Here is a 25,651-nt window from a genome sequence, read left to right on the forward strand (position 1 = left end):
ATAGTGACGCCGTGACCGATCGTTCCCCCTCCGCCGCCGCCGTCACCCGGCTGGCCGACCACGCCCACGGCTACGTCCAGCCGGACGGCTCCTGGTACATCAACAACTGCGGGCTGGTCGACGCCGGCGACCACACCGTGCTGATCGACACCTGCGCGACCGAGCGCCGCACGCGCGCCCTGCTCGCGGCGGTCGAGGGCGCCACCGGCCGCCCGGTGACCACGCTGGTCAACACCCACCACCACGGTGACCACACCAACGGCAACTACCTGGTCGAGGGCGCTACGGTCATCGGCCACCGCAGGACCCGCGAGCTGATCGCCGCCGAGGGCATCCAGACCTACGAGGGCGTCTTCGTCGGCAACGACTGGGGCGAGTTGCGACCGCGGCCGCCCGAGATCGTCTTCGACGACCGGCTCACGCTGTACGCGGGCGAGGTAGAGATCCAGCTGATCCACCCCGGCCACGCGGCCCACACGACCAACGACGTCCTGGTCTGGCTGCCGCAGCAGCGCGTGCTCTACGCCGGTGACCTGGTGTTCCACGGCGGCAGCCCGTTCGCGCTGATGGGTTCGGTCGCGGGGTGGCGCAAGGCGCTGGACGTGATCCGGGAGCTGTCTCCCGAGGTCATCTTGCCTGGCCACGGCGGTCCCTGTGGGCTGGACGTGGTGGACAAAGTGGACGAATACCTGGCCTTCGTCCAGCGGACGGCCGAGCGCGGGAAGGCCGCCGGGCTGTCGCCGCTGGAGGTGGCGAAGGAGACGGACCTGGGCGAGTTCTCGGCGCTCTCCGAGCAGGAGCGGCTGCCGGGCAACCTGCACCGCGCGTACGCCGAGCTCGACGGCGCCGAGTGGGGCGCCGACATCGACCTGGTCGCGGCGATCACCGACATGCTCGCCTACAACAAGGGCCCGATCCGCTGCTTCTCCTGAACTAGGTGAGCTCCTCCTCCGTGGCCTCCCTTAGTGGCTCGATCGGACTAGTCTCTGAATCGAGAGAGTCGTTGGAAGGATGCGGATGAGCAAGAAGGCGAGCATCGGGGTCACCGGCCTGGCGGTCATGGGCCGCAACCTGGCCCGCAACCTGGCCCGGCACGGGCACACGGTGGCCCTGCACAACCGGTCCGAGGAGCGGACCCGCGCGCTGGTGGAGCAGTTCGGCGACGAGGGCGACTTCATCCCGGCGTACTCCGCGCAGGAGTTCGTCGACGCGCTGGAGCGGCCCCGGCAGGTCGTGATCATGGTCAAGGCGGGCGGCCCGACGGACGCCGTCATCGAGGAGTTCGCGCCGCTGCTCGAAGAGGGCGACGTCATCATCGACGCCGGCAACGCGCACTTCGCCGACACGCGCCGCCGCGAGAAGGCGCTGCGCGAGCGCGGGTTGCACTTCGTCGGCAGCGGCGTCTCCGGCGGCGAGGAGGGCGCGCTGCACGGGCCGAGCATCATGCCCGGCGGCTCGAAGGAGTCGTACGAGTCGCTCGGCCCGCTGTTCGAGGACATCTCGGCGAAGGTCGACGGCGAACCGTGCTGCACGCACATCGGCGCGGACGGTGCCGGCCACTTCGTCAAGATGGTGCACAACGGCATCGAGTACGCCGACATGCAGCTGATCGCGGAGTCGTTCGACCTGCTCCGGCACGCGGGCGGCTACTCCCCCGCCGAGATCGCCGACGTGTTCCGCACCTGGAACACCGGGCGGCTCGACTCCTACCTGATCGAAATCACCGCCGAGGTGCTGGCGCACGTCGACGCTTCTTCGGGCAAGCCGTTCGTCGACGTCGTCGAGGACGCCGCCGAGCAGAAGGGCACCGGCCGCTGGACCGTGCAGATCGGCCTCGACCTGGGTGTGCCGATCTCGGGCATCGCCGAAGCCGTCTTCGCGCGTTCGCTGTCCGGGTCGAAGTCGCTGCGCGCGGCGGCCCGCGGGCTCGGCGGTCCGTCGGCCGCGCCGCTGTCCGGCTCGGCGCTGGAGCGCTTCGCCGACGACGTGGAGCAGGCCCTGTACGCGTCGAAGGTGGTCGCGTACGCGCAGGGCTTCAACCAGATCCAGGCCGGCGCGACCGAGTACGGCTGGGACATCGACCTGGGCAAGGTCGCCTCGATCTGGCGCGGCGGCTGCATCATCCGGGCGAAGTTCCTCAACGACATCACCGCGGCCTACGCCGACGAGCCGGAGCTGCCGACGCTGCTGACGTCGGGCGGCTTCCGCAAGGCGGTCGAGGACGCGCAGGACTCGTGGCGTTCGGTGATCTCGACCGCGGTCAAGCTCGGCATCCCCACGCCGGGCTTCTCGACGGCGCTGGCCTACTACGACGGCCTCCGCGCCGACCGCCTGCCGGCCGCGCTGGTGCAGGGTCAGCGGGACTTCTTCGGCGCCCACACCTACCGCCGCGTGGACCGCGAAGGCTCGTTCCACACGGCCTGGGCCGCCGACGGCCGCCCGGAGTCCGACGCCTGAGCCGGTGCTGCTCTGATCGGGAAGACCCCCTGGTCCCGCCCGGTCAGAGCAGCGTCACCAGCAGCACCGCGAGAAGCACGGCGGCCACGAGGAGTCTCACTGCCCCCGGGCGGCGAGGATCTCCGCCAGCACCTCCAGGATCTTCGCCTCGGCCTTGTCCTTCCTGACGCCGAGGCCGTCGAGCACCTCGAAGCCGGTGCCTTCGCCCTGTTCCAGCAGGGCCAGCAGGATGTGCTCGGTGCCGATGTAGTTGTGGCCCAGCCGCAGGCCTTCGCGCATGGTCAGCTCGAGGGCCTTCTTGCCCGCCGCGGAGAACGGGACCACGTTCGGCACCGGGTCCACCGGCTCGGGCAGCCGCGCTTCGGCGGCTTCGCGGACGGCGTCCAGCTGCACGCCCTGGGCGAGGATCGCCCCGGCCGCCAGTGCCGCGGGCTCGGTCAGCAGGCCCAGCACGATGTGCACGGTGTCGATCTCCGGGCTGGCGTGGTCGACGGCCGCCTTCTGCGCCTCGACGACGACGTGCCGCGCCCGGTCGGTGTAGCGGCCGTAGACGCGCTCGATGGCGCCGCTCGGGTCGCCGCCGGGATCGACCTTCGGCACGAACCGCTTCTGGGCGGCCTGTTTCGTGACGCCCATGCTGGCGCCGATCTCGGTCCAGGACGCCCCGGACCGGCGGGCCTGGTCGACGAAGTGGCCGATCAGGTGGTCGGCCACTTCGCCGAGGTGCTGGCCCACGTAGACCGCGTCGGTCAGCTGGGCCAGTGCGTCCGTCTCGTGGTTGCTCTTGATCGCGCTGATGAGGTCGTCGAGCTTGATGTTGGTCGGTAAGGTCATGCGTCAACTGTAGGTTGACGATCTTCTGCCGTCAACCATGAGTTGACGATCAGGCGGCGCGAGACTTCAGGTGTGCCTTGAGGTCGAATTCGCTGGCTTCGAGGTCGGCGTACGCGGGCTTCGGCTCGGCGGTGAACAGGCGGCGCGCGGCGATGTGGTCGGCCGGCTTGTTCACCGACTCGACCGCGATGAGGACGTCGTCGCGGAACGACAGCACCGAGAACTTGCCCGCTGCCTGGTCACCCGCGACCACCGTCCGGTCGGCCCCCGAAAGGATTCCGGCGATCTGCAGTTTCGCGCCCGCCTGGTCGGTCCAGAACCACGGCAGGCTCGCGTACGGCTCTTCGGTGCCGGTGATCGCCGCGGCCACGCACCGGGCCTGGTCGACGGCGTTCTGCACGGACTCCAGCCGGGTCGCCGCGCCCGCCTGCACGCACGGGAAGTTCGCGCAGTCGCCGATCGCGAAGATCCGCGGGTCGGCCGTCCTCAGGTGCTCGTCGACGACCACGCCGTTGTCCACCGGCAGCCCGGCTCCCTCGGCCAACGTCGTCTCCGGCACGACACCGACGGCCACGACGACCAGGTCGGCGGGCAGCCGCCGGCCGTCGGACAGTTCGGCCTCGCGCACCCGCGAGTCGCCGTGGAACGCCGTGACACCCTGGCCGAGCACTACCGTGTGCCCGGCTTCGCGGTGCAACGCGGCGAAGTAGGCGGAAATCTCGGGTGTCGCGACCCGGTTGAGGAGCCGGTCCTGCGCCTCGACGATCGTCACCGGACGACCGGCGTGCGAGGCGAACTCCAGCCCGATGAACCCGCCGCCGGCCACGACGACGTCCCGCGCCTCCGGAAGGGCCTCGCGCAGCCGGTCGGCGTCGTCGCGGGTCCGCAGGGTCAGCACGCCCGGCAGCTCGGCACCGGGCACGGGCAGCGTCCGGTTGCGCGCGCCGGTGGCCAGGACGAGGTGGTCGTAGGCGAGCTCGGTGCCGTCTTCGAGGCGGACGCGGGAGTTCGCGCGGTCGATCTTCGCGACCCGCCCGGCAAGCAGTTCGATGTCCTTCTCGGCGAAGAAGTCCTCGCCGCGCAAGTGCAGCTGCTCCAGCCCGGCCGTGCCGGCCAGGTAGGCCTTCGACAACGGCGGCCGCTGGTACGGCACGCCGGGCTCGTCCCCGATCAACACGACCCGGCCGGCGAACCCGCGGTCCCGCAGCGACGCGACGGCCTGGAACCCGCTCTGCCCCGCCCCGACGACGAGAGCCGTGTTCTGTGCACCCATGGCCGCCATCCGATCACAGAAGGCGCAAACCGTCGAGGAGCCCCGTCAGAGTTCGTCGTCCGGCAGCAGCGGGCGCATGAACGTGCGCCGGTACCGCACCACGCACCCGCTCTCGTCGCGGATCTTGTCGGCCTCGATGAAGTCCGGGTCGACGCCGAACAGCGTCCGGTAGCGCTCGTACGCGGCCAGGCTCTCGAAGCTGAACAGGGCCCGTGCTTCGTCGCTCGCCCCCTCCGCCGGCAGGAAATAGCCGTGGTGGATGCCTCCTTCGCGCTGTACCAGGCGCATCCACGCGGCGGCGAAACGTTCGAAGTCGGGCAGCTTCGCCGGGTCGATGACGTAGTCGACGACGCAGGTGATCATCAGTGGCCGCCCCAGACTCGGTCGGCCGTCGCGACGATCAGTTCCAGTTTGCGCAGCTGGTCGTCGGGGGTCAGGTCGTTGCCCTCCTCGGTCGAGGAGAACCCGCACTGCGGGGACAGGCAGAGGCGGTCGATGTCGACATAGCGCGAAGCCTCTTCGATCCGCCGCACCAGGACGTCCGGGTCCTCCAGCTCCGGCCGCTTGGTGGTGACCAGGCCGAGGACGACCTTCTTGTCCTTCGGCACGAACCGCAGCGGTTCGAACCCGCCGGAGCGTTCGTCGTCGTACTCCAGGAAGAACCCGTCGACGGCGAGCTCGCCGAAGAGCGCCTCGGCGACGAACTCGTAGCTGCCCTCGGCGGCCCAGGAGGACCGGAAGTTGCCGCGGCACAGGTGGGTCGTCACCGCGAGGTCCTCGGGACGGCCCTCGAGTGCCGCGTTCATCGTCGCGATGTTGCGCAGGTGCTGGGTGTCCGGGTCGCCGCCCATCCGTGCGACGAGCTCCCGCTGCGCCGGGTCGTTGAGGTAGGCGAGGCTCGTGTCGTCGAGCTGCAGGTACCGGCAGCCGAGCCCGTGCACCGCGCTGACCTGCTGCCGGTAGGCGGCGCTGAGGTCGGCGAAGAACTCCTCGAGGTCCGGGTAGACGCTCTCGCTGACCGCCGCCCGGCCGCCGCGGTAGTAGACCATGCTCGGCGACGGGATGGTCAGCTTCGGCGTCACGCCCGGGTCCACATGGGACTGCAGGAACCGGAAGTGGTCGGCGAAGATCGGCTCCTCGAGCCGCACCTTGCCGTCGACCTGCAGGCCCGGCGGGCTGAACTCGAGGTCGCCCGCCAGGTTGTGGAACTTGACGTGCAGCCGCTGGTCGCTCTGGGAGATGCCGCCGAGCGCGTAGATGAAGTCCATGTGCCACGACGCCCGGCGGAACTCGCCGTCGGTCGCCGAGCTCAGCCCGGCCGCCTTCTGCATCTTGATCACGTCGCGGATCGCGTCGTCCTCGACCGCGCGCAGCTGCTCCGCGCCGATCTCACCGCTTTCGTGCCGCCTCCGTGCGTCGCGCAGCACCGGGGGCCGCAGCAGGCTCCCCACGTGATCGGCGCGGAACGGCGGGCCCACCTGGGAAATGCCACCCGAAGTCATGCACCGATGGTCACACATTCCCGGCCTTCGCGCCGCCCCTCGAAACCTGATCATCACGCCCGGGACTTGCCACCGTCACCGCTACCGCGTTGGCTGTGGCACCGGCGCGTTCGACGAACGGGGGCACTCATGACGGAATCCGCGGTCCACCCGGTCGACCGGGGCCTGCCCGCCGGGCGGCTCGCCCTGCTCGGCCTCCAGCACATGGCGATCATGTACGCGGGCTCGGTCGCGGTGCCGCTGATCGTCGGCAGCGCGCTGAAGCTCGACCCGGCGACGATCGGGCTGCTCGTCAACGCGGATCTGCTGGTCGCGGGCATCGCGACGCTGGTGCAGGCGGTCGGGATCGGGAAGCTGCTGGGCATCCGGCTGCCGGTGGTCGCGGGCGCCACGTTCACCGTCGTCAACCCGATGATCCTGATCGCGTCCCAGTACGGCCTGCCCGCGGTCTACGGCGCGATGATCGCGTCCGGGGTGTTCGGGCTGCTCATCGCGCGGCCGTTCGCGAAGCTGATCCGGTTCTTCCCGCCGCTGGTCACCGGAACGCTGCTGCTGGTCATCGGCGTCTCGCTGCTCGGCCCGGGCGCGGCGATGATCGCCGGCCACGACAGCACGGCCCCGGACTACGCGGCGCCGTCGCACATCGGGCTGGCGTTCGGGGTGCTCGCGCTGCTCGTGCTCTTCACCCGGGTGCTGCGCGGGTTCGCCGGCCAGGTCGGGCCGCTGCTCGCGCTGGCCATCGGGCTGGTCGTGGCGATCCCGATGGGGCTGGTGCACTGGGACGGCCTGCGCGCGGCCGGCTGGTTCGGGCTGGCGTCGCCGTTCCACTTCGGCGCGCCGACGTTCCCGGTCGCGGCGATCCTGTCGATGTGCGTGGTCATGCTGGTGACGTTCACCGAGTCGACGGCGGACATGATCGCCGTCGGCGAGATCACCGGGCGCCCGCCGACCGACGCCGACCTCGCGCGCGGCCTGGCGACCGACGGCGTCTCGGCCGTGCTCGGCGGCGTGATGAACTCCTTCCCCGACACGGCGTTCGCGCAGAACGTCGGCCTGGTGCGGATGACCGGCGTGCGCAGCCGCTGGGTCGTCGCGGTGACCGGCGGGATCCTCGTGCTGATGGGCCTGGTGCCGAAGGTCGGCGCGTTCATCGCCGCCATCCCGGAGCCGGTGGTCGGCGGGGTCGCGGTCGTGATGTTCGCGATGGTCGCCGCCGTCGGGGCGCAGAACCTCCGGACGGTCGAGTTCTCCGGGAACCACAACACGTTCGTCGTCGCGGTGGCCCTCGGCGTCGGCCTGCTGCCGGCGTTCGCGCCGGACTTCTTCAAGCACTTCCCGGCCTGGCTGCAGACGATCTGCGGCAGCTCGATCACGGTGGCGGCGGTGCTGGCGTTCGTGCTGAACCTGCTGTTCAACCACGCCGGCCGGCGGGCGGAGCCGGACCTGCTCAGCGCTCCTTGAGCAACCGGCCGACGAGCTGGGCCGCCGTGCCCGGCTCGATCGGGCGCCGGAACAGCACCCGCAGGTAGAGCGGGGCCAGCACGAAGTCGAGCACCTCGTCGACCGACGGCACCGGTTCGCCGCGGGCCGCGGCCCTGTCGAGGCTTGCCTGCAGGTCTTCGCCGCGGGCCCGCAGGTATTCGATCGGCTTCTCGTCCGGGCGCAAGGTGGCGACGAGCGCGCGAAGGAGGATCTGGCCGTACCGGTCGCGCATCGCGCGTTCGACCCCCTCGGCCCAGCCGAGCAGATCACCCCGCAGCGAACCGGTGTCCGGGATCGGGGACGTCGACCGCAGGCGCGTCACGGCCGCGTCGATCAGCAGTGCGTCCCGGCTGCCCCAGCGCCGGTAGATGCTGGTCGGGTTGACGCCGGCCCGCTCGGCGATCTTCGGGATCGCCGCGTCGATCTCGCCGGCGGCGAGCAGCTCGACGACGGCGTCGTGCACCGCGTCGCGGACACGGGCGCTGCGGCCGCCGGGTCGGGTCATCCGCCCATCCTAAAGCGAAGGCACTTGCCTTTGCGGCCGTCCTCTGGCTAGCGTTAAGGCAAATCGAATGGCTTTAGGGAGACTGAGATGGCCCGCAAGATGACCAGGGACGAGCGCGAAGCTTTCCTCGCCCAGCCGCAGGTCGGCGTGCTCAGCGTCGCGGCCGAGCCCGGGCGGGCGCCGCTGACCACGCCGATCTGGTACCGCTACGAGCCGGGCGGCGACGTCGTCGTGATGACGTCACCCGGCTCGCGGAAGGCCCGGCTGATCGAGGCGGCCGGCCGGCTCGCGCTGTGCGTCCAGCAGCAGGAGGGTGTCTACAAGTACGTCTCGGTCGAGGGCCCGGTCGTGGAGTCGTGGCCGATGACCAAGGCGGAGCGGCACGAAATGGCGGCCCGCTATCTGCCGCCCGGCGTGAGCGAGGCCTACACCGACGCGACCGACGAAGCCCACGGGAACAACATCGCCATCGTGATGCGCCCGGAACGCTGGAACACCTCGGACTTCAGCGACCTCACCGAACAGCTGGGCTGATCACCAGCAGATGATCAGGAAGCACGACGTCGGCCGGGGCGGCGCCCGCGTGGTGGCCGGGGCCGATGGGTGACCGGCGGACGGCGGTGCCGGGTTCCCCGGCGGCGTCGTCGTCGGATTGCCCGTCGTCGAGGGGACGGAACCGGACGACGGGGCCGTCGGGGTCGTGGTCGCGGGGGTGCTGCTCCCGGTGGCCGGGGCGCGGCCCGGCACCTCGGTGACGGTGCCGCGGTGTTCGTTCGACGCCGTGACGACGTCGCCGCCGGTGCCGCCGCCGATCCCGCCGTCGGGCGGGGAGTCCGTGGCCTGGTCGGCGCCGCCCAGGCCGGTGGTGCGCTGGGGGAACGGGATGACCTGGATCTGATCGACCGGGGAGGCGTCCTGGCGTTCCTTGCCGCTGAAGGCGACCAGCGCCGCGGCGGCGCCGCAGCCCACGATGACGGCGAGCATCACCGCGACCACGCGCCAGCGTGACTGGCCCGGTCCCGGACGGTCGCCCCAGCCCTCGCGCACGAGCAGCTCGGCAACCGATACCTCGTCGTTCACCCCGACAGACCTTCCCGAGAGGCCTTTCGGCCGACATCGTGGCCGTATTATTACCGTAAAGGGCCCCCGAACGGGTGAAGGGGCGGCAAAAATTCGTCACGTAATGCAAAGTCTGACGGTGAGTGACATCCACAGCGTTTTCTAAGCCGACGCTGGTGATACTCCCAGCATGACGACCGAAGCTCAGTCCATGCTGCTGAGAGCCGAACGGCCGATCCCGCCGATCGCCGTCGCGCGCCGCCGCAGCGCTCGGTCGTTGCTCCGGTACGTCCCCACCCCGAAGACCACGCCGTTCACCTTCGGCTACCTGGTCGTCCTGCTGAGCACGACGCTGGTGCTCGTCTTCGCCGACCCGGCGGTGACGGCCCGGCTGCTCCAGCTGTCCAGCACCGACGCCCACAACCTGGGACGACGACCCCTGACCTCGTTGCTGAGCAGCGCGATCTGGCTGCCCGGCGAAAGCTGGCTGCCCTACGCCCTGATCTTCGCGGTCGCCGTCGCGCCGCTGGAGCGCCGGTTCGGCGCCCGCCGCACGGCGCTGGTGTTCTTCGCCGGCCACATCGTGGCCACGCTCGTCACCGAACTGCCGGTGATGGCGCTGATCAGCGCCCACGTGCTGCCGAACTCGGCCGGGCACTGGCTCGACATCGGCGTCAGCTACGGCTTCTTCACCACCGCCGGCGCGCTGGTGTTTCTCCTGCCCGCCCGCGCGCGCCTGGCCGCGCTGGCCGTGACGGAGGCGTTCATCGCGGCGATCTGGCTGAGCGACGACCCGGCGAGCCTCGACTCGGTCGTCACGCTGCTCGGCCACGCGTTCGCCGCGCACTTCGGGCTGCTGGTCTGCGGGCCGTGGCTGCGGGAAAGCATCCGCAGGCCGGGCGCGGATTTCGCCGGGTAGGCACGGGCCGGAGTCGGTGGTGTAATCGACGGGCCACACGCCGACTTCACGGGGGACGGGACGCACATGGAGGCCGACTCGCTCGCCGAACTGGTCGAGCTGGGTCCGGACGCGATCTGCGTGCACGAGCACGGCGTGCTGACCTACGCCAACCGCGCGGCCCTGGAGGCGTTCGCCGCGCGTTCGGCCGACGAGGTCGTCGGCCGCCGGTTCACCGACTTCGTCGCCGAGGACGCGCGGGCCGCGCTGCTCGGAAAGCTGGCGGAGCTGACGAACCCGGGGCAGGCCGGCGAGCCCGTCGAGGTGCTGATGTCCCGGCTGGACGGCAGCAAGTTCGCCGTCGAAACGGTGCTGGTGCGGCTCGGCGGGGCTGCGTACCAGGTCGTCATGCGCGACATCACGGCGAAGAAGGCCGCCGCCGACGCCCTCCGCTACCAGGCCGCGCTCGTGTCGCACGTCAGCGACGCGCTCATCGCGACCACCGGCGAAGGGGTCGTGACCAGCTGGAACCCGGCCGCGGAGGCGGTGTACGGCTGGACCGCGGCCGAGGCCGTCGGGCGGCGGGCGAGCGAGCTCGTCGGCGCGCCGCTCGACCTGCCGGCCATCCGGCGCGGCGGCGGCGTCGCGGAAGCCGTGCACCGGCGGCGCGACGGCGCTCCCCTGGCGGTCCGCGTGTCGGCCGCCGAGATGCACGACGGGTACGTGCTCGTCTGCGCCGACGAAACCGCGCGGCGGCGGGCCGAGCGGAACTACCGCACGGTCGTCGCGTCCCTCGACGAAGGCGTGCTCGTGATGGGCGCCACCGGGCTCATCGAAGCGGCGAACCCGGCGGCCTGCCGGATCCTCGGCGTCGCCGAAGCCGACCTGATCGGCGTCCCGTGCCACACGCTCACGCTGTTCACCGAGTCCGGGCAGTGGATCCCGCCCGACGAGATGCCGTCGGTGCAGACGCGGCGGACCGGTGTCACGCACAACGGCCTGGTCGTCCGCCTGCGCCGGCCGGACGGCCGCGACGTCTGGGTGTCGCTGACCTCGCGCCTGCTCGACGCGGACGACCCGGCGGCGATGGCCGTCGTCACGTCGTTCACCGACATCACCGAGACCCGCGCGATCAGCGCGCAGCTCGCGTACGACGCCACGCACGATCCCCTGACCCGGCTGGCGAACCGGACCCTGGTGCTCGGCCGGCTCGACGCCCGCGAGCGGGGCGCGGTCACCGTGCTGTTCCTCGACCTCGACAAGTTCAAGGTCATCAACGACTCGCTCGGGCACTCGGTCGGCGACCAGGTGCTGCGGATCGTCGGGGAGCGCCTGCGCCGCGGGTCCGGGCGGGAGGACCTGGTCGGCCGGCTGGGCGGCGACGAGTTCGTCGTCGTCACCGCCGAGGTCACCGACCCGGCCGAGGTCCGCGCGCTGGCCGAGCACCTGCGGGCCGCGCTGGCCGAGCCGATCGGCGTGCTGGGCCGTCAGCTGCACCTCGACGCGAGCATCGGCGTCGTGCTCGTCGGCCGCGACGACCGCCGCAGCGCCGAAGACCTGCTGCGCGACGCGGATGTCGCGATGTACCAGGCGAAAGCGCTCGGCCGCGGGCGCCACCACTTCTTCGACGTCGGCCTGCGCGAGCGGATGCAGCGGCGGCTGCGGATGGAGCAGGACCTGCGCGACGCCGTCCACGAGGGCCAGCTCTGGCCCGCCTACCAGCCGGTCGTCGACCTGCGGACCGGCGAGATGGTGGCGGTGGAGGCGCTGCTGCGGTGGACGCACCCCCGGCACGGCGCGATTTCACCGGCGGAGTTCATCCCGCTCGCCGAAGAGAGCGACCTGATCAACGTGATCGGCAAGGAGATGCTGCGCGCGACGACCCGCGAGCTGGCCGGGCGTCGCGTTCGCCAGGGCCTGGACCTGACGCTGAAGGTCAACCTCTCGACGCGCCAGCTCGACGACCCGCACCTGGTCCCCGCGGTCCAGGACGCGCTGGCGAGCACCGGGCTGCCCGCGAGCGCGCTGTGCCTGGAGGTCACCGAGAGCGCGTTGATGCGTGACCAGGAGGCGGCCGGGGAAGTGCTGGCGGCCCTGCGGTCCTTGGGGGTGCTGCTGGCGATCGACGACTTCGGCACCGGGTATTCGTCGCTGGCCCAGCTGCGCCGGCTGACGCTGGACACGCTGAAGATCGACCGCTCGTTCATCACGGGGATCGCGGAGTCCCGGGACGCGGAGGCGATCGTCACGAGCATCATCGCGATGGCGCACGCGGTGGACCTGACGGTGATCGCCGAGGGCGTCGAGTCGGCGGACCAGGTCGAGCTGCTCCGCCGGCTCGGCTGCGACCAGGCGCAGGGCTACCACCTCGGCCGTCCGGTGCCGGCGGCCGAGCTGTTCGGTCAGTAGACCTGCTTCAGCCGCTCGAGTTCGTCCGCGGTCAGTTCGACGCCGAGATCCTTGAGGGTGGCTTCGAGTTCCTCGGGCGCGACGGTGGTGGTTTCGCGGCTCCCGTCGGGCATTTCGACGGTGAGTTCGCGGCCGAGGAGCTTGCGGCTGACGCCGGGCTCGATCGTCATGATCACCAGCCGTCCGGTGAACGGCGACTTCGGGTGCGTCGACGTGTAGTGGTGGTAGACCTCGTAGTCGATGGGGTGCATTTCGTTGAGGCGGAACTCGAGGATGTCCTCGTCGCCCTTCTGCAGCGTCCACCAGTCGCCGGTGCGGGTGACGCGGTGCGGCCAGCCGGCCTGGTCGGTCTCGTGGCCGTCGACGAGCGGCATCGGGTCGAGGATCCCGGCCCCGAACCCGACGTCGGCGAGGAAGCTTCCGCCGTCGACGTCCACGACGAGGGTCATGTGCGTGTAGGGCCCGGGCCGCCGCGGCTGCACGCGCGCGGAAAGCCGGTGCACGGTGTAGCCGAGTTGTTCGAGGACGGCGGCGAAGAGGCCACTCTGTTCGTAGCAGTAGCCGCCCCGCCGCCGTCCGACGAGCTTGGCGTGCACGACGTCGAGCGAAATCCCTTGGTGCTGCCCGAGAACGACGTCGACGTTCTCGAACGGGATGGCGCGGGCGTGCGCCCGCATGAGTTCCTTCAGCGCCGCTTCGGACGGCGCCCGCCGGGGTTGCCCGACGCGCGCGAGGTAGGCGTCGAGGTCGACGGCGCCGATCCCCCATTCCCCAGGTGTGGTCATGGGGTCCAGGATGGACCCTCGACCTTGCTGGAGGTCAACCTTCGTGGACGACCTTCCGCACCTCGACGGCGGTGTACTGGGCATCGGGGATCTTCGCGGCCAGCTCGACGGCCCGGGCTTCGCTCTCCACCTCGACGACGTAGTAGCCGCAGAGGAACGCCTCGGACTCGACGAAGGCGCCGGTTTTCGTCTGCGCGACACCGTTTCGGACCTGGACGACGGTGGTCTCGGCGGGTTCGGCGAGCGCCTTGGTCCCGACCATTTCCCCGGACTCCGTGACGAGCTTGATGAAGTCCCCGTGCCCTTCGTAGACGGCGGTCTTCTGGTCGTCGGTCAGGGTGGCCCAGAGGGTGGGGTCCATGTGGAGGGTGAGGAGGTAGCGCATGGTCCGGCTCCCGTGTTCGCGGCAGCCCCGGATGGGCGGCCTTTCGCCGGGTGGTCGGCGCCGGCTCGCTCGACCGGACACGGGCGCCCGCGGTTCACTCGTTCGGCCTAGCCCGGCTCAACTCCGGCTGACGAGCACGTACCGCTCGTCCTCGATCGGGCCGCCCCACAGGGCCGGGTCGTCGAGCCGGGTCACCGTCGCGGTTTCCCGGTGTGCCAGGACGAGCTGTTCGCAGTCCGCGGCCGGGATCCCGGCGCCGGTGAACCACCGGCCTTCGACGAGCACCAACTGGCCACCGGGTTTCAGCAACCGCACCCAGGCCCCGACCGCAGCGGCCGGATCGGCCATGGCCCACAGCACGTGCCGCACGAGGACGACGTCGTAGGCGCCCGGCTCACAGGGCGGGTCCGCGGCGTCCGCTTCCCGGAAGTCGACGCCGGCACCCTTTCCCTGCGCTACGGCGAGCATCCCGCGCGAGGAATCCACGCCGTGCACGACATGGCCGGCCTCGGCGAGCAGCACGGCGAGACTCCCGGTCCCACACCCGAGATCGACGACGGCCGCGGGAGGCGGTGGCAGCAGCGGCAGCAGGAGATCCGCCCAGGCGGCCCGCACGGCGGGGTCCCGCAGGCCGTGGTCGGGCTGCTCGTCGAAGGAGACGGCTTCGGCGTCCCAGATGTTCGTCACAAAGCCATGGTGCCGGTGACCACCGACAGTTCCGCGCACACAAGAAAGCCGCCTCGACCGGAGTCAAGACGGCTTCTTCGTGCGTGGCCAGGGCCGGGGTCGAACCGGCGACCTTCCGCTTTTCAGGCGGACGCTCGTACCAACTGAGCTACCTGGCCGGGAACGCCGGCAAGGAGCCGAACGATCTTGCGACCCTGACGGGACTCGAACCCGCGACCTTCGCCGTGACAGGGCGACGCGCTAACCAACTGCGCCACAGGGCCTTGCTTTACTACAGTACTGCGTACTCCCAACGGGATTCGAACCCGCGTTGCCGCCTTGAAAGGGCGGAGTCCTAGGCCGCTGAACGATGGGAGCCCGGTCGGTTTCGGGTGACCGACCGACCGCGCTCTCAGGTTCCCCTGGGAGCGATTACAAGCATAGGGCACGCCGCCACCGCTTTGCACAGGGGGTTCCTTAAGCCCCCGGCAAAGCTCAGACCTGCGCAAACTCCGCCAGATCCGCCAGACGGCGATCGAGCTCGGCTTGCTCCGGTTCCGTCAGCGCCGACGCCAGCAGTTCGCCGATCCGCTCGTCGGTCAGCGCCTCGGCGCGCCGCCACCGGTCGCGCAGGTCCGGCTTGCGCTCCGCCGCCGCGATCAGCTCGTCGGCCGCGTCCTCGGGCCACGCCGTGCGCAGCAGGCGCGCGCGGCCGCCCTCCGGGTCCGCGATCACCGCCTCCGGCACCGGCAGGCCCACCGCGCGCAGGGCCGCGAAGTGGAGTCCGCCGCGCAGTTCGCGGAAGACCATCAGTGCGAATCCGAGGCGTTCGACGTCCACCGACGGGCGTTCGGCGTTCTTCCACCCCGCGAACAGCGCCAGCCCGCTGGCGTCCGCGGCGTCCACCACGCGGAACAGCAGCTCCGCCAAGCGGCCGGGCTCCGGTACGGCCGAAAGACTGACGCGCGACCACCGCGCCGATGACTCGGCGTAGGCACGGACCGCGGCCGGCGCGTCGAGGGCCGCCGTCGCCGGCGGCAGGACGAACTCGAACAGCCAGTGCGGGAAGATGCCGAACAGCTCCGCGGCCACCTTCGGCGGGACGTCCCCGAGCACCGCCGACCGCCCCCGCACGTACAGCGAACGCGGCGGCAGCCCCACCTCGGCCTCGACCGCGGCCAGCTCCGGCGACGTCATGAACTTCCCGCCCAGCACCTGCACCACCGGCCGGATCCGGTGGGCCAGGCCGGCCGCACCCTCGATCGTCGTCATGTCGGTCCCCTTTCGGCACCGCAACCGTAACACTGTTACGAAACAGGCGTCAAGGCGACGGCAACCGACTGCCAACTATTGCCGGGAACCCGGCACAACCTGCGGAAATATCACGAGCCGGGCCCAGTGGAACCCCACCGGGCCCGCCCGCTCAACGCTGAACCGGCGCCTGCCCGTCCTCATCCAGGTTCAGCCCCAGCATCTCCAGCAACTGAACACAGTCCTCGACCCCCAGCGCACCATTCGCCACCGCCAGCCGAGCCCGCCGGACCTGATCATCCGACACCCGCTGCGCATCCGCCGCCCCGCTCCGCTGCGCCGGCAACGCCCCGGCGAACGGTGCACTCCCCCCATCGGCACCTTCGTACCGAAGGAGGAACTGCCGCACTTCAACAGACCCGCTCATAGCTCCTCCACACGGCTCACAACAACTTGGCCGCGAGGCTAACCAGCACCGGCCACCACACACAGCCCCCCGGAGAGTGAACCTGAGGCCACGCTCCGCTCAACGCAGCGCAATCGGCAACCACGGAGAAGAACCCCACCCGAACGAACGTCACCCCCACGGCAAAGTGACACCACACGGGGAAATTTCCCGCTCCGCACTCGCCCAACCACCCAACTCGTGCAACAATCGAAGTGCTGACACACCCCCGGTCAGCGCCTGTGGAGATCCCCTCCGACCCCCGCGTTCCTCCCCCTGGCGCGGGGGTCCTCCATTTCTTGGCCCTGCTCGGGCTTCGCCCTCCGCGGGCTCTTCATTTCGGCGTGCTGACCCGGGGGGCCGAGCCCCCCGGACCCCCCACGGTGCCTTCTGCGGCGGTCCCAGCGTGGTCCCGTTTTCGCTTCGGGCGCTGCGCGCCCTGGCGAGTGGGCGCGTGTCCGCGGCGTGGACGCCTTCGTTGCCCAGTTCCCTCGCCTCCGGCGTTCCCTCGCCCTGCGTCGCTCGGCGCTCCTCGTGCTTGGTTCTGCGGCCATCGGCGCGTCAGGGCTTCGCCCTTGCCGCTCTGGGGGGCTTTGAACCCGTGCCTTCGGTCCGTGCTTGCGGCGGGGCTTGATCGACTCTCTTTGTTAGTGGGGGGTTGCTCTGGGTTGTGGGGGGTTGGGCTGAATGGGTGGGGAGTGCGCTGAATGGGGAAGGTTGGCGGCGTGTTGTGGCTCACAGTGGTTTGTGTGGCGAGATGCAAACGTTATCGTGGCGTTCGTGCCTCTTCCCTCCCTTGGCCGCTTGAGCAGCCGCACGAACCTGAAAGCCGCCGCGTCTTCCGGGCGTCATCGTGGTGCCGCGAAGCCCGCGGACGACGGTGTTGTCGAGGACAGCGAGCTCACGTCGTACCTGGCCGCCCTGGCGCCCGAGAACGACCTCGAGAGCACCGGATCCGGCAAGCGGTTCGGCGAAGCGCAGGTCTACCAGCTGCGGATGAGCCTCGTCGCCAGCCAGCAGCTCAAGGACATCGCCGCCGAGCGGCAGATCTCTCCGCAGGCCCTCGCCCAGGAATGGATCCTCGAGCGGCTCAACTGGGAGGGCCAGGCCTCCTCCGCGCAGGACCAGCGGCAGCAGGCCGGCGCCGCCGGGCTCACCGACCTCACCGACGAGTTCCACTTCCCCGCCGACGCCTTCGACACCCCGGCCGTCGCGCACCGCTGAGCCGCACCCCCGGCGTCTCGCACTACGAAGACACACGAGAAAGGGCCCCCGGCGGGATCGCCGGGGGCCCTTCGCTCAGGCCTTAAGACGCGCAAAAGGGCCTGTGAGGCTTCTTCAGCCTCAGTTTCAGATCGCGCGGACCTTCTGGGCCTGCGGACCCTTCTGGCCCTGGCCGACCTCGAACTCCACTCGCTGGTTCTCCTCGAGGGTGCGGAAGCCGCGGCCCTCGATCTCCGAGTAGTGAACGAACACGTCGCCTTCGCCGCCGTCCTGCGCGATGAAGCCGAAGCCCTTCTCCGCGTTGAACCACTTCACAGTGCCTTGCGCCACCGCTGTACTCCTCGTTACACAGATCCGCTTCGAATGCCACCGAAGCGGCACCCCGACCGTCCCGGGCGGTTCCAACGAGTCGAGTCAAGAGCGGGTCGGCTCCATGGCTCGCGTCAGAAGTTCCGCGAGTGTGAAGCCACTAACACGCAAAACGACGGCCTGAGAGCAGACTACCGGGATCTGGCCAAAGTTGAACCCCGTGATCGAGGCGAAAACCGGCTCTGCGCACCAAGGTCACCGGAACGTCGTAGGGCTCGCGGCCCGTTCTGTCGTACCCCGCGGCTAGTCTGGCGCAGCACAGCGGCACCGTGATCACCGGATACGGCTCGGAGTCGGCCGTGCCCCCTCCGTGAAAGCTCCGCCCGAGTAGTGTGACGCTCGTCACGCCAAGGTTGCTCAACGTACTCGGTCTACGGGGCGTCTCGAAGGGTGAGGCACCAAATGGGGCAAAGGGGAATAGGTGTGACGGTGAGGATCTCCACGCGGCGCCGGGGCGCTGCGGTGGCACTGGGCTTGGTCGCCGTGCTGACGCTGGGGGCGTGCAGCAGCGAACCGACGGTCTCGGCGAGCGGTTCGTCCGGCGGGGGCCCGACCAGCTCGCCGGCACCCACCGCGCAGCCCGCGAAGCTGACGGTGACGCCGGCGGGCGGCGCCCAGGACGTCGCACCCGGCGAACCGGTGGGCGTCCAGGTCACCGACGGCACGATCATGGCCGTCACGCTGACCAACCCGGACGGCAAGCAGGTCCAGGGGCAGACGTCGGCGGACAAGAAGACCTGGAACACGACCGAGCAGCTCGGCTACGGCAAGACCTACACCTGGTCCGGCCAGGTGCAGGGCGCCGACGGCAAGAACGTCGCCGTCGGCGGCTCGTTCACCACCGTCAAGCCGAGGCGCCAGCTGTCGGCCAGCCTCAACGTCGGCGACGGCCAGACGTACGGCATCGCGATGCCGATCGCGCTCACCTTCCCCAGCCGCGTCACCGACAAGGCCTCCGTCGAGAAGGCGCTGTCGGTCGAGACCACGCCGAAGACCGAGGGGTCGTGGGCCTGGCTGAACGGCGACACCACCGTGCACTGGCGGCCGAAGGAGTACTTCAAGCCCAACACGCAGGTGAAGGTGAACGCCAAGGTCTACGGCGTCAAGATCGGTGACGGCGTGTACGGCAAGCAGGACGTCTCGGCCAGCTTCGCCATCGGCCGCTCCCAGATCGTCAAGGGCAACACCCAGCAGCACACCATGCAGGTGATCCGCGACGGCCAGCAGATCGCGGACTACCCGGTGAGCTACGGCCTCGACGCCGACCCGGGCCGCGTCACCCACAGCGGCGTGCACGTCGTCATGGGCAAACAGGCCACGTACGCGATGAGCAACCCGAAGTACCACTACGAGAACGTCGTGGTGCCGTGGGCGGTCCGGATCTCCAACAACGGCGAGTTCATCCACGGGCTGGCCGCCTCGGTCTGGGCACAGGGCAAGAAGAACGTCTCCCACGGCTGCCTCAACCTCTCGCCCGCCCGCGCCAAGGAGTACTACGACGGCGTGCTCACCGGCGACCCGGTCGAGATCACCGGCAGCACGCAGACGCTGACCGCGAAGGACGGCGACTACAGCGACTGGACCTACGACTGGGCGAGCTGGCAGAAGCTGTCGGCGCTCGCCGGCTGACCATCACCGAACACCGGGCGGCCGGGAAGTCCACTGCGGGCTTCCCGGCCGTTCGCGTCTTCCGGCAAACCCGCGAGATCCGGTGCAACCCCGGTGCTCGGCCGCCGCATGAGTACGGGCAGAGGCGCGGCGATCCCGGCCGCGCCCGCGAGAATGAGGAGCTGTCTTGCGTATCCGCATCGCCCTGACCCTCGGCGCGCTCGTGCTCGCCGGTGGCGCCCTGACCGGTGGCATCGCGCTGGCTTCGGAAGCGCAGGCGCCGGCCGCCCCCAGCCCGACCCAGGCCACCCGGCCCGGCGAGCCGACCGTGGCGCCGGTCCCGGCCACCAGCCGGCCGGCGCGGCCGTCCGCGACCCTCGCGCCGCGCGAGACGACCGCGCCGCGCACCGGGCCGGCCCCGCGCGTCCCGCGGGCCGTCCCGGCCGGGCCGACCGGTGACCTGCACCTGCCGGCCGTGTGGGAGACCCGGTAACCCGGTGATCTCCCGCTCCCGTCCGTCGACCGGGCCGGGCTCGCCGTGGGACGGCGAGTTCGCCCGGTACTTCGGCGAGCGCGCGTACAGCCTGCGGTCGACCGCCTTCCTGCTCTGCGGGGACTGGCACCAGGCCGAGGACCTCACGCAGGCCGCGCTGCTCAAGCTCTACCTCGCCTGGCCGAGGCTGTCGCGGCACGACGCGCTGGACGCCTACGCGCGCAAGGTCGTCCTGCGCACGTTCCTCGCCGAGCACCGGCGCAGCAGGTGGAAACGGGAGCGGCTCACCGACGCTCCGCCGGAGCTCCCGGCGGAGCCCGCCGCGAGCGACCAGGACGCCCTGGTCCGGCAGGCACTGGCCGTACTGGCTCCGAAGCAGCGCGCCGTGCTGGTGCTGCGGTACTTCGAGGACCTGAGCGTCGAGGACACGGCGCGGGCCCTCGGCTGCAGCACCGGCACGGTGAAGAGCCAGGCCTCCCGCGGCCTGGCCACGCTGCGCAAGCGGCTCGGCCCGCACTACGGTGCGCTGAGCTTCAGCGCCCCCGAGGAGAGGAGGTGACGAACATGGACCCCGAAGACGACGTCCGCGCGTTCCTGACCGGCGCGGCCGGTGGCCCGCAGCCGCCGATGCGCCTGGAAGCCACCGACGTGATCGAGCGCGGCGGCCGGGTACGGCGACGACGCAAGCGCTTGGCCGTCGCGGGCACTTCGACCGCGACGGCGGTCGTCCTGGCGGTGGCCGGTTTCCTGGCCGGCCACCGGGCCGGGCCGCCGGAACCCGTGCAGCCGGCCGGGCCAGGGCTGTCCACGATCGGCACCACATCCCCCTCACCCACGGAGCTGCGCGTGCCGGCGACGTCGATCGCCCCGGCGCCGCCGTCGGCCGAGCCGGACCAGCCCCGGTCACGTCCCCAGCGGACGTCGGCTCCCCAGCTGCCGTCGGCAGGCCCCCGGGAGACATCCCGCTCGACGCCGATGACCACGCCCACCTCGACTCCGGTCGCGAGCCGGCCGGGAGCGCCGACGCGGGGGGCGACCACGCATTAGCGCGGCCCGTCGACGAAGCACCTGGTGCGCAACGCACTGCTCGTCGCCACGAACCGGCTCCACGCGCGCGTGTGCCCCGCCCGGTGATCCGGACGGGGCACACGCGTTTTCCGAGCCGCTCAGTGCCGAGCGGACGCGAGGGGCCGGTCCTCGGTGTCGATCTGCTCCATCGGCACCCGCGCCGTCTCCGGGATCCGGATGATGGGCAGGATCGCGATCAGCGCCGCCGCCATCAGGTAGTACGCCGGCCAGTCCTCGTTGCCGGTGTTCTTGATCAACGCCGTCACGATGACCCCGCAGGTCCCGCCGAACAGCGACGTCGAGATGTTGTAGCCGATGGCGAACGAGCCGTAGCGCACCCGCGTGGGGAACATCGCGGGGAACGTCGAGCCGATCACCGCGAGCATGAACACGAGCAGGATCGCCACGACCAGGAACCCGACGAACAGCCACAGGATGCTGCCGGACTGCATGAGCTTGAGGCAGGGCCAGCTCAGCACCAGGAACCCGATGGCCGCGGTGAGCAGCAGCGGCTTCCGGCCGATCCGGTCGGACAGCGCGCCGAGCGGGACGATGATCGCCATCTGGATGACCTCGACCGCGATGATGATCAGCGTCGAGGTGTTGTCGTTGATCTTCAGCGTGTCGGTGAAGTACGTCGGCATCGTGGTCAGCAGCAGGTAGTCCGCGACGTTCAGCAGCAGCACGATGCCGATCAGGTTGAGGATCATCCGCCAGTTGCGGACGAAAATCTCCTTGAGCGGCGCCTTCTTCGGCGCTTCGCCGGCGGCCTCCATCCGGCGGAACTCGGGGGTGTCCTCGAGCTTGTTCCGCAGGTACAGCCCGATCAGGCCGAGCGGCAGCGCGACGAAGAACGGGATCCGCCAGCCCCAGGCGTCGACCTGCTCGGGCGACAGCGACAGCGTCACCGACAGCACCACGAGGTTGCCGAGCACGTAGCCGGCCAGCGTGCCGAGTTCGAGGAAGCTGCCGAAGAAGCCGCGGCGCTTCGTCGGGGAGTACTCGGCGATGAACGTCGCCGCGCCGCCGTACTCGCCGCCGGTGGAGAAGCCCTGGATGATCCGCAGCAGCAGGATCGCGATCGGCGCCGCGATGCCCATGCTGTAGCTGCCGGAGTACGTCGGCAGGACGCCGACCAGGAAGGTGCACCCGGACATCAGCAGGATGGTGATGGCGAGCACCCGCTTGCGGCCGAGCTTGTCGCCGAGCGGCCCGAAGAACGCCCCGCCGAACGGCCGGACGATGAACCCGACCGCGAGCAGCGCCAGCGACTTCAGGACCGCGTTGCCCTCACCGGGGAAGAACAGCGTGCCGATGCTGGTGGCGATCGCGCCCGAGGTGAAGACGCCGTAGTCGTACCACTCGGTGGCGTTTCCCATGGCCGACGCCCACACAGCGCGCTTCACGGTTCTCTCGTCCGCGGACGGCTTGCCCGTCGTAGCTGCTTCGCTCATGCCGGCGACGACCTCCTCCGTGCAGTGCCCTTCGGGCCGTTCGAGCTCATCAGCCCAGTGTTGACCGGTCGTCGCAGGTCGGCAGGCTGAGCCGGGGATCGGCTACGGTGGGGAACTTTCCGGCTACCGAGAGAGGTGGGCGGTCCGGCAACGTCCCGGGTCGCGCGCGGCCGCCGGCTACCGGCCGGTTAACGTCAGCGCATGAGTCGTGTTTCTCAACCCTGGCCGCCGGTGGCGGTGGAGCCCGCGGTCCCGCACCCGAAGGCGCCGGCGCCGGGCACCGAGCTCGGCGTGCACTTCGCGGAGTGCTTCGGCTGCGGCGACGAGGCCGACGCCGGGCTGCACCTGCGCTCGACCGTCGGTGCGGGCCAGGTCGTGCATTCGCGGTTCACCGTCACCGCGGCCCACCAGGGTGCGCCCGGGCTGGCCCACGGCGGCCTGCTGGCCTGCGCGTTCGACGAGGCGCTGGGATCGGCGGTCGGCAACCTGATGCGCCGCCCGGCGGTGACCGGCAAGCTCGAAACGGACTTCCGGCGGCCGGTGCCGGTCGGTTCGACGCTGTTCATCGAGGCCCGGCTGGACGGCGTTGCGGGCCGCAAGATCTACGTCAGCGCGGACGGGCGCCTCGACGCCGAGGACGGCCCGATCGCGGTCAGCGCGCGGGCGTTGTTCGTCGTCGTCGGGTTCGAGCACTTCAGCACGCACGGCGATCCGCAGGCGCTGGAGAAGCTGGCCGCGCAGCACGAGAAGAACCAGCGGGAGCGCGGCGAACGCGACTGGGAGATCAACCCCTGACCACCGCCGAAGCGGGCACTTTCCCGTGAAAGTGCCCGCTTTTGGGGCTTAGGTGAGGGTGCGGGGGCGGATGGCGTTGGCCCGGTCGACCAGCTCGATGCGCTGCTCGAGCGTGTCCGCCAGCCGCGCCAGGGCCCGGTAGCACCGCTCGAGGCCGAACCGCAGTTCACGTTCCTCGAGCGAGCACCCGAGCACGCGCGCGCCCGGCGTCGGCTTGCCCTCCTTGAGCCACTCGTGCGCGGCTTCGAGGACACCCGCGGACAGGCGCGTCTGGCGTTCGACGTCCAGCCGGAGCCGCTCGAGCCGGGCCGACGCGTCGAGCAGGTCGTGTTCGGTGACCGGCGTCTCACGACCGTTGGCCTTGGTGACCGTCGTCTTGATCTTGATGGCGGCGACCTGCGCGTCGACGTAGTGCGTCGAGGACGGCGGCACGGTTTCGAGCACCTCGACCGCGCTCGAGCGCGCGCCCTGCGCGAGGTACACGCGGGCGAGGCCGAACGCGGCGCTGACGTAGTTGCGGTCGGTGCGCCAGACCAGCTCGTAGAACCGCGCGGCGGCGAAGTAGTCGCCGACGCCTTCGGCGCTGACGCCCAGTGCGAGCTTCGGGGCGATTTCGCCCGGCAGGTCGTCGTACACCGCCTCGAACGCCACGTGCGCCACGCGCGACCGGCCGCCCGCGAGTTCGATCAGGCCGCGGTACCAGTCGATCCGCCAGTCGTGCGGGTAGCCGTTCTTGATCGCCAGGTACTGCGCGGCCTGCAGCTGCCGCTGCGCCTCCGCGAACTCGCCCAGCTCGATCCGCGCGCGCACGATCCGCAGCCGGACCTCGATCGACTCCCGCGGCGCGCCGGCCAGCGCCTCGATGGCGGCCCGCGGGTCGAGCGCGGTCGTGGTGGCGAGCACGCCCGCCGCCGGGTCGTCCGTGTCCACCTGCGGGATCGGCAGGCCGGCGACGACCTCGTCCGCGCCGGGCAGCGGCACGCTGGCGCCGGCCTCGGGCACGACCAGCTGGACGCCGAACGTGCGGCTCTCCGGGCCGAACACCGTGGACACGCCGGGCCGCGGCTTGCCGGTGCCGAGCGCCATGATTTCGCGCAGCACGCCGGTGAGCTGGTCGGCCATCTCCTCGGCGGAGAGGAAGCGGCGGTCCGGGTCGGTGTGCGTCGCGCGGCGCAGGAACCGGTAGTACGAACCGAAGAGCGCGAACAGCGGGACCGCGTCCGGGCCGGGCAGGGTCGTCTTGAACTTGGTGGTGTAGCCGGTGAACTCGAAGCTGAGCACGGCGAGCGTGCGGCCGACGGTGAAGAGATCCGACGCCACCGACGCGCCCTGCGTCGGCAGTTCCGGTGCGCTGTAGCCGGTGGTGAAGAACAACGGGCTCTCGTAGTCGTCGATCCGGCGGACCGCGCCGAGGTCGATCAGCTTCAGCTGCTCGTTGGTCTGGATGACGTTGTCCGGCTTGAGGTCGCAGTAGAGCAGGCCCTGGCTGTGCAGGTAGCCGAGCGCGGGCAGGATCTCCAGCCCGTAGGCGATGACCTGGCCGATCGGCAGCGGCTCCGGACGGCGGCTTTCCCGGTGGTGCGCCAGCGCGAGCTGCCGCAGCGACTGGCCGCCGACGTACTCCATGACGATGTAGCCGGTGGTCGTGCCGCTGTGCGCGTCCGGGTGCTGCACGAAGTTGTGGATCTTGACGATGTTCGGGTGCTCGACCTCGGCGAGGAACCGCTGTTCGTTGGCCGCGGCCGCCATCGCCGTCGCGTCCCCGGTGTCGATCAGTCCTTTAAGGACGACCCAGCGGTCGCTGACGTTGTGGTCCTGCGCCAGGTAGATCCAGCCGAGGCCGCCGTAGGCGATCGCGCCGAGGACCTCGTACTGGCCGCCGACGAGCTCGTGCGGCTGCAGCTTCGGGACGAACGAGAACGGCGCGCCGCAGTTCTCGCACTTCCCTTCCGGCGAACCGGGTTCGCCGTCCTTGCCGCGGCCGACCTTCGCGTTGCAGGTGCCGCAGAACCGCTTTTCCTCCGACACCACCGGGTTCGTCAGCACCGCGGACGCGGGGTCGCGGGCCGGCACGGGCGGAACCTCGACCAGACCGGCGCCGAGGCGGCCGCGGCGGGACCGGGACGTCCGCGACGACGTCCGCCGCGAAGTGCCGGGGAACGCGCCGGACCGGGAGTCCGAGCCGCTGCCGGTCCCCGTTCCGGTGCCGGTGCCCGTCTGCCGTCCTTCGCTGGTGCGCTCGGGCAGGACGCTTTCGGTGCCCGGGTCCGGCAGCGGGTCGCCGGGGCCGGTGTCCGGCCGCGGGGCCGGTGGCATGATGCTCTGCGTTTCCGGGGCCGGCGAGGCGAGGACGCTCGTCGGCTGCGGTGCGCCGGGGTCCGGGCGAAGGGCCTGCGTCGGCGGCGCGACGGGCGTGATGCTGCCCGGCGGCCGGGTCGGGTCTTCGGCACCCGCGATCGGCGGGCGGGCGGCGGACGGCTGCCCGCGCGGCGGTGTCGGCGGGCGGCGCAGCGGGGCCGGCCGGCCGGAGAGCTCGCCGTCGTCGAGGCGGCCCGAGATCGACGGCTCCGGCGTCTCCCACCGCACCGGTGGCGGCGGCTGCCAGCTCGGCGTGGCCACCGGCTTCGGCTCGTCGTCCGGCGCGGCGTGCCGAGGACGGCGCGGCTCCTCCGACACTGCTACCTCCCAG

Annotated in this window: 26 protein-coding genes and 3 tRNA genes; 12 read left to right on the top strand and 17 right to left on the bottom strand. The window is 71.0% G+C overall.

Translation table 11 applies throughout. The annotated features are described in order from the left end of the window. Window positions 1-11: 11 nt before the first annotated feature. Window positions 12-932: an MBL fold metallo-hydrolase gene (locus ACLJOU_RS00965; RefSeq protein ID WP_410562061.1), complete on the top strand. Its 921-nt coding sequence runs from the start codon at window positions 12-14 to the stop codon at window positions 930-932. Between the two features lie 85 nt (window positions 933-1,017). Continuing rightward, the gene (gndA, locus tag ACLJOU_RS00970; protein ID WP_410562063.1) at window positions 1,018-2,457 is read left to right on the top strand and encodes an NADP-dependent phosphogluconate dehydrogenase; all 1,440 of its coding nucleotides are present in this window, start codon (window positions 1,018-1,020) and stop codon (window positions 2,455-2,457) included. Between the two features lie 96 nt (window positions 2,458-2,553). Here gndA and ACLJOU_RS00975 read toward each other — a convergent pair whose 3' ends face one another. The 4 genes from ACLJOU_RS00975 to ACLJOU_RS00990 are packed head-to-tail and all read right to left on the bottom strand — an operon-like array spanning window position 2,554 to window position 6,066. Then, a complete protein-coding gene (locus tag ACLJOU_RS00975) occupies window positions 2,554-3,291 on the bottom strand; it encodes a Clp protease N-terminal domain-containing protein (protein WP_410562066.1) in 738 nt (245 codons plus the stop codon). Between the two features lie 49 nt (window positions 3,292-3,340). Continuing rightward, window positions 3,341-4,564 carry an NAD(P)/FAD-dependent oxidoreductase gene (locus tag ACLJOU_RS00980; RefSeq protein ID WP_410562068.1) on the bottom strand — a complete coding sequence of 408 codons (1,224 nt, stop codon included), beginning with the start codon at window positions 4,562-4,564 and terminating at the stop codon, window positions 3,341-3,343. A 45-nt stretch (window positions 4,565-4,609) separates the two neighbouring features. Beyond that, window positions 4,610-4,927 (bottom strand): NIPSNAP family protein, encoded by a 318-nt coding sequence (locus ACLJOU_RS00985; RefSeq protein ID WP_410562071.1) that lies wholly within the window; start codon window positions 4,925-4,927, stop codon window positions 4,610-4,612. Then, window positions 4,927-6,066, bottom strand: a complete 1,140-nt coding sequence (locus tag ACLJOU_RS00990) for a 5-methyltetrahydropteroyltriglutamate--homocysteine S-methyltransferase (protein ID WP_410562074.1) — start codon at window positions 6,064-6,066, stop codon at window positions 4,927-4,929. The genes ACLJOU_RS00985 and ACLJOU_RS00990 overlap by 1 nt, the downstream gene beginning before the upstream one ends. Before the next feature lie 129 nt (window positions 6,067-6,195). On the opposite strand from ACLJOU_RS00990, the gene ACLJOU_RS00995 reads away from it, so the two are divergent. After that, window positions 6,196-7,527 carry a nucleobase:cation symporter-2 family protein gene (locus ACLJOU_RS00995; protein WP_410562076.1) on the top strand — a complete coding sequence of 444 codons (1,332 nt, stop codon included), beginning with the start codon at window positions 6,196-6,198 and terminating at the stop codon, window positions 7,525-7,527. On the opposite strand, the gene ACLJOU_RS01000 is transcribed toward ACLJOU_RS00995, so the two are convergent. After that, entirely contained in the window at window positions 7,514-8,053 is a 540-nt protein-coding gene (locus ACLJOU_RS01000; protein ID WP_410562079.1) for a TetR/AcrR family transcriptional regulator, read from the bottom strand. The genes ACLJOU_RS00995 and ACLJOU_RS01000 overlap by 14 nt on opposite strands. An 87-nt stretch (window positions 8,054-8,140) precedes the next feature. Between ACLJOU_RS01000 and ACLJOU_RS01005 the strand changes: the two genes are divergently transcribed. Then, window positions 8,141-8,587 (top strand): pyridoxamine 5'-phosphate oxidase family protein, encoded by a 447-nt coding sequence (locus ACLJOU_RS01005; protein ID WP_410562081.1) that lies wholly within the window; start codon window positions 8,141-8,143, stop codon window positions 8,585-8,587. Here the strand turns inward: ACLJOU_RS01005 and ACLJOU_RS01010 are convergent, their stop codons facing one another. Beyond that, window positions 8,588-9,133 carry a hypothetical protein gene (locus ACLJOU_RS01010; RefSeq protein WP_410562083.1) on the bottom strand — a complete coding sequence of 182 codons (546 nt, stop codon included), beginning with the start codon at window positions 9,131-9,133 and terminating at the stop codon, window positions 8,588-8,590. 169 nt (window positions 9,134-9,302) lie between these two features. On the opposite strand from ACLJOU_RS01010, the gene ACLJOU_RS01015 reads away from it, so the two are divergent. Next, window positions 9,303-10,031: a rhomboid-like protein gene (locus tag ACLJOU_RS01015; RefSeq protein WP_410562086.1), complete on the top strand. Its 729-nt coding sequence runs from the start codon at window positions 9,303-9,305 to the stop codon at window positions 10,029-10,031. Window positions 10,032-10,097: 66 nt separating this feature from the next. Further along, window positions 10,098-12,419 carry an EAL domain-containing protein gene (locus tag ACLJOU_RS01020; protein ID WP_410562089.1) on the top strand — a complete coding sequence of 774 codons (2,322 nt, stop codon included), beginning with the start codon at window positions 10,098-10,100 and terminating at the stop codon, window positions 12,417-12,419. Here ACLJOU_RS01020 and ACLJOU_RS01025 read toward each other — a convergent pair. The 8 genes from ACLJOU_RS01025 to ACLJOU_RS01060 form a co-directional block, all read right to left on the bottom strand. Then, the gene (locus ACLJOU_RS01025) at window positions 12,413-13,204 is read right to left on the bottom strand and encodes an arylamine N-acetyltransferase family protein (protein ID WP_410562092.1); all 792 of its coding nucleotides are present in this window, start codon (window positions 13,202-13,204) and stop codon (window positions 12,413-12,415) included. The two genes, ACLJOU_RS01020 and ACLJOU_RS01025, sit on opposite strands and share 7 nt — an antisense overlap. 34 nt (window positions 13,205-13,238) lie before the next feature. After that, window positions 13,239-13,589 carry a YciI family protein gene (locus tag ACLJOU_RS01030; RefSeq protein ID WP_410562095.1) on the bottom strand — a complete coding sequence of 117 codons (351 nt, stop codon included), beginning with the start codon at window positions 13,587-13,589 and terminating at the stop codon, window positions 13,239-13,241. A gap of 117 nt (window positions 13,590-13,706) precedes the next feature. After that, window positions 13,707-14,276: a class I SAM-dependent methyltransferase gene (locus tag ACLJOU_RS01035; RefSeq protein WP_410562098.1), complete on the bottom strand. Its 570-nt coding sequence runs from the start codon at window positions 14,274-14,276 to the stop codon at window positions 13,707-13,709. Between the two features lie 84 nt (window positions 14,277-14,360). Further along, a tRNA-Phe gene (locus ACLJOU_RS01040) sits at window positions 14,361-14,434 on the bottom strand. 31 nt (window positions 14,435-14,465) lie between these two features. Further along, window positions 14,466-14,539 (bottom strand) — tRNA-Asp (locus tag ACLJOU_RS01045). A gap of 21 nt (window positions 14,540-14,560) precedes the next feature. Next, a tRNA-Glu gene (locus ACLJOU_RS01050) sits at window positions 14,561-14,633 on the bottom strand. A gap of 117 nt (window positions 14,634-14,750) precedes the next feature. Next, entirely contained in the window at window positions 14,751-15,527 is a 777-nt protein-coding gene (locus ACLJOU_RS01055; protein WP_410562100.1) for an SCO6745 family protein, read from the bottom strand. A 151-nt stretch (window positions 15,528-15,678) separates the two neighbouring features. Continuing rightward, complete coding sequence (locus tag ACLJOU_RS01060; protein ID WP_086838175.1) at window positions 15,679-15,933, bottom strand: hypothetical protein; 255 nt, start codon at window positions 15,931-15,933, stop codon at window positions 15,679-15,681. Between the two features lie 798 nt (window positions 15,934-16,731). Here ACLJOU_RS01060 and ACLJOU_RS01065 point away from each other — a divergent pair. Further along, on the top strand, window positions 16,732-17,175 hold the full coding sequence (locus tag ACLJOU_RS01065; protein WP_410562103.1) for a hypothetical protein: 444 nt from the start codon (window positions 16,732-16,734) through the stop codon (window positions 17,173-17,175). Window positions 17,176-17,301: 126 nt separating this feature from the next. On the opposite strand, the gene ACLJOU_RS01070 is transcribed toward ACLJOU_RS01065, so the two are convergent. Then, on the bottom strand, window positions 17,302-17,505 hold the full coding sequence (locus ACLJOU_RS01070) for a cold-shock protein (protein ID WP_003097368.1): 204 nt from the start codon (window positions 17,503-17,505) through the stop codon (window positions 17,302-17,304). A gap of 441 nt (window positions 17,506-17,946) precedes the next feature. Between ACLJOU_RS01070 and ACLJOU_RS01075 the strand changes: the two genes are divergently transcribed. From ACLJOU_RS01075 to ACLJOU_RS01090, 4 genes are all read left to right on the top strand, one after another. Further along, complete coding sequence (locus ACLJOU_RS01075) at window positions 17,947-19,173, top strand: L,D-transpeptidase (protein WP_410562108.1); 1,227 nt, start codon at window positions 17,947-17,949, stop codon at window positions 19,171-19,173. Between the two features lie 166 nt (window positions 19,174-19,339). Further along, a complete protein-coding gene (locus ACLJOU_RS01080; protein WP_410562110.1) occupies window positions 19,340-19,645 on the top strand; it encodes a hypothetical protein in 306 nt (101 codons plus the stop codon). Window positions 19,646-19,649: 4 nt separating this feature from the next. Beyond that, window positions 19,650-20,204 (top strand): SigE family RNA polymerase sigma factor, encoded by a 555-nt coding sequence (locus ACLJOU_RS01085; protein WP_410562113.1) that lies wholly within the window; start codon window positions 19,650-19,652, stop codon window positions 20,202-20,204. A 5-nt stretch (window positions 20,205-20,209) separates the two neighbouring features. Beyond that, a complete protein-coding gene (locus tag ACLJOU_RS01090) occupies window positions 20,210-20,692 on the top strand; it encodes a hypothetical protein (protein WP_410564646.1) in 483 nt (160 codons plus the stop codon). A gap of 119 nt (window positions 20,693-20,811) precedes the next feature. Here the strand turns inward: ACLJOU_RS01090 and ACLJOU_RS01095 are convergent, their stop codons facing one another. After that, window positions 20,812-22,167 (bottom strand): MFS transporter, encoded by a 1,356-nt coding sequence (locus ACLJOU_RS01095; protein WP_410562116.1) that lies wholly within the window; start codon window positions 22,165-22,167, stop codon window positions 20,812-20,814. Between the two features lie 201 nt (window positions 22,168-22,368). On the opposite strand from ACLJOU_RS01095, the gene ACLJOU_RS01100 reads away from it, so the two are divergent. Next, window positions 22,369-22,962: a PaaI family thioesterase gene (locus tag ACLJOU_RS01100; RefSeq protein ID WP_410562119.1), complete on the top strand. Its 594-nt coding sequence runs from the start codon at window positions 22,369-22,371 to the stop codon at window positions 22,960-22,962. A gap of 48 nt (window positions 22,963-23,010) precedes the next feature. Here the strand turns inward: ACLJOU_RS01100 and ACLJOU_RS01105 are convergent, their stop codons facing one another. Then, entirely contained in the window at window positions 23,011-25,638 is a 2,628-nt protein-coding gene (locus ACLJOU_RS01105; RefSeq protein ID WP_410562122.1) for a tetratricopeptide repeat protein, read from the bottom strand. Window positions 25,639-25,651 lie beyond the last annotated feature (13 nt).

Source organism: Amycolatopsis sp. cmx-4-61, assembly GCF_046548775.1.
In the GTDB taxonomy this organism is placed as follows: Bacteria; Actinomycetota; Actinomycetes; order Mycobacteriales; family Pseudonocardiaceae; genus Amycolatopsis.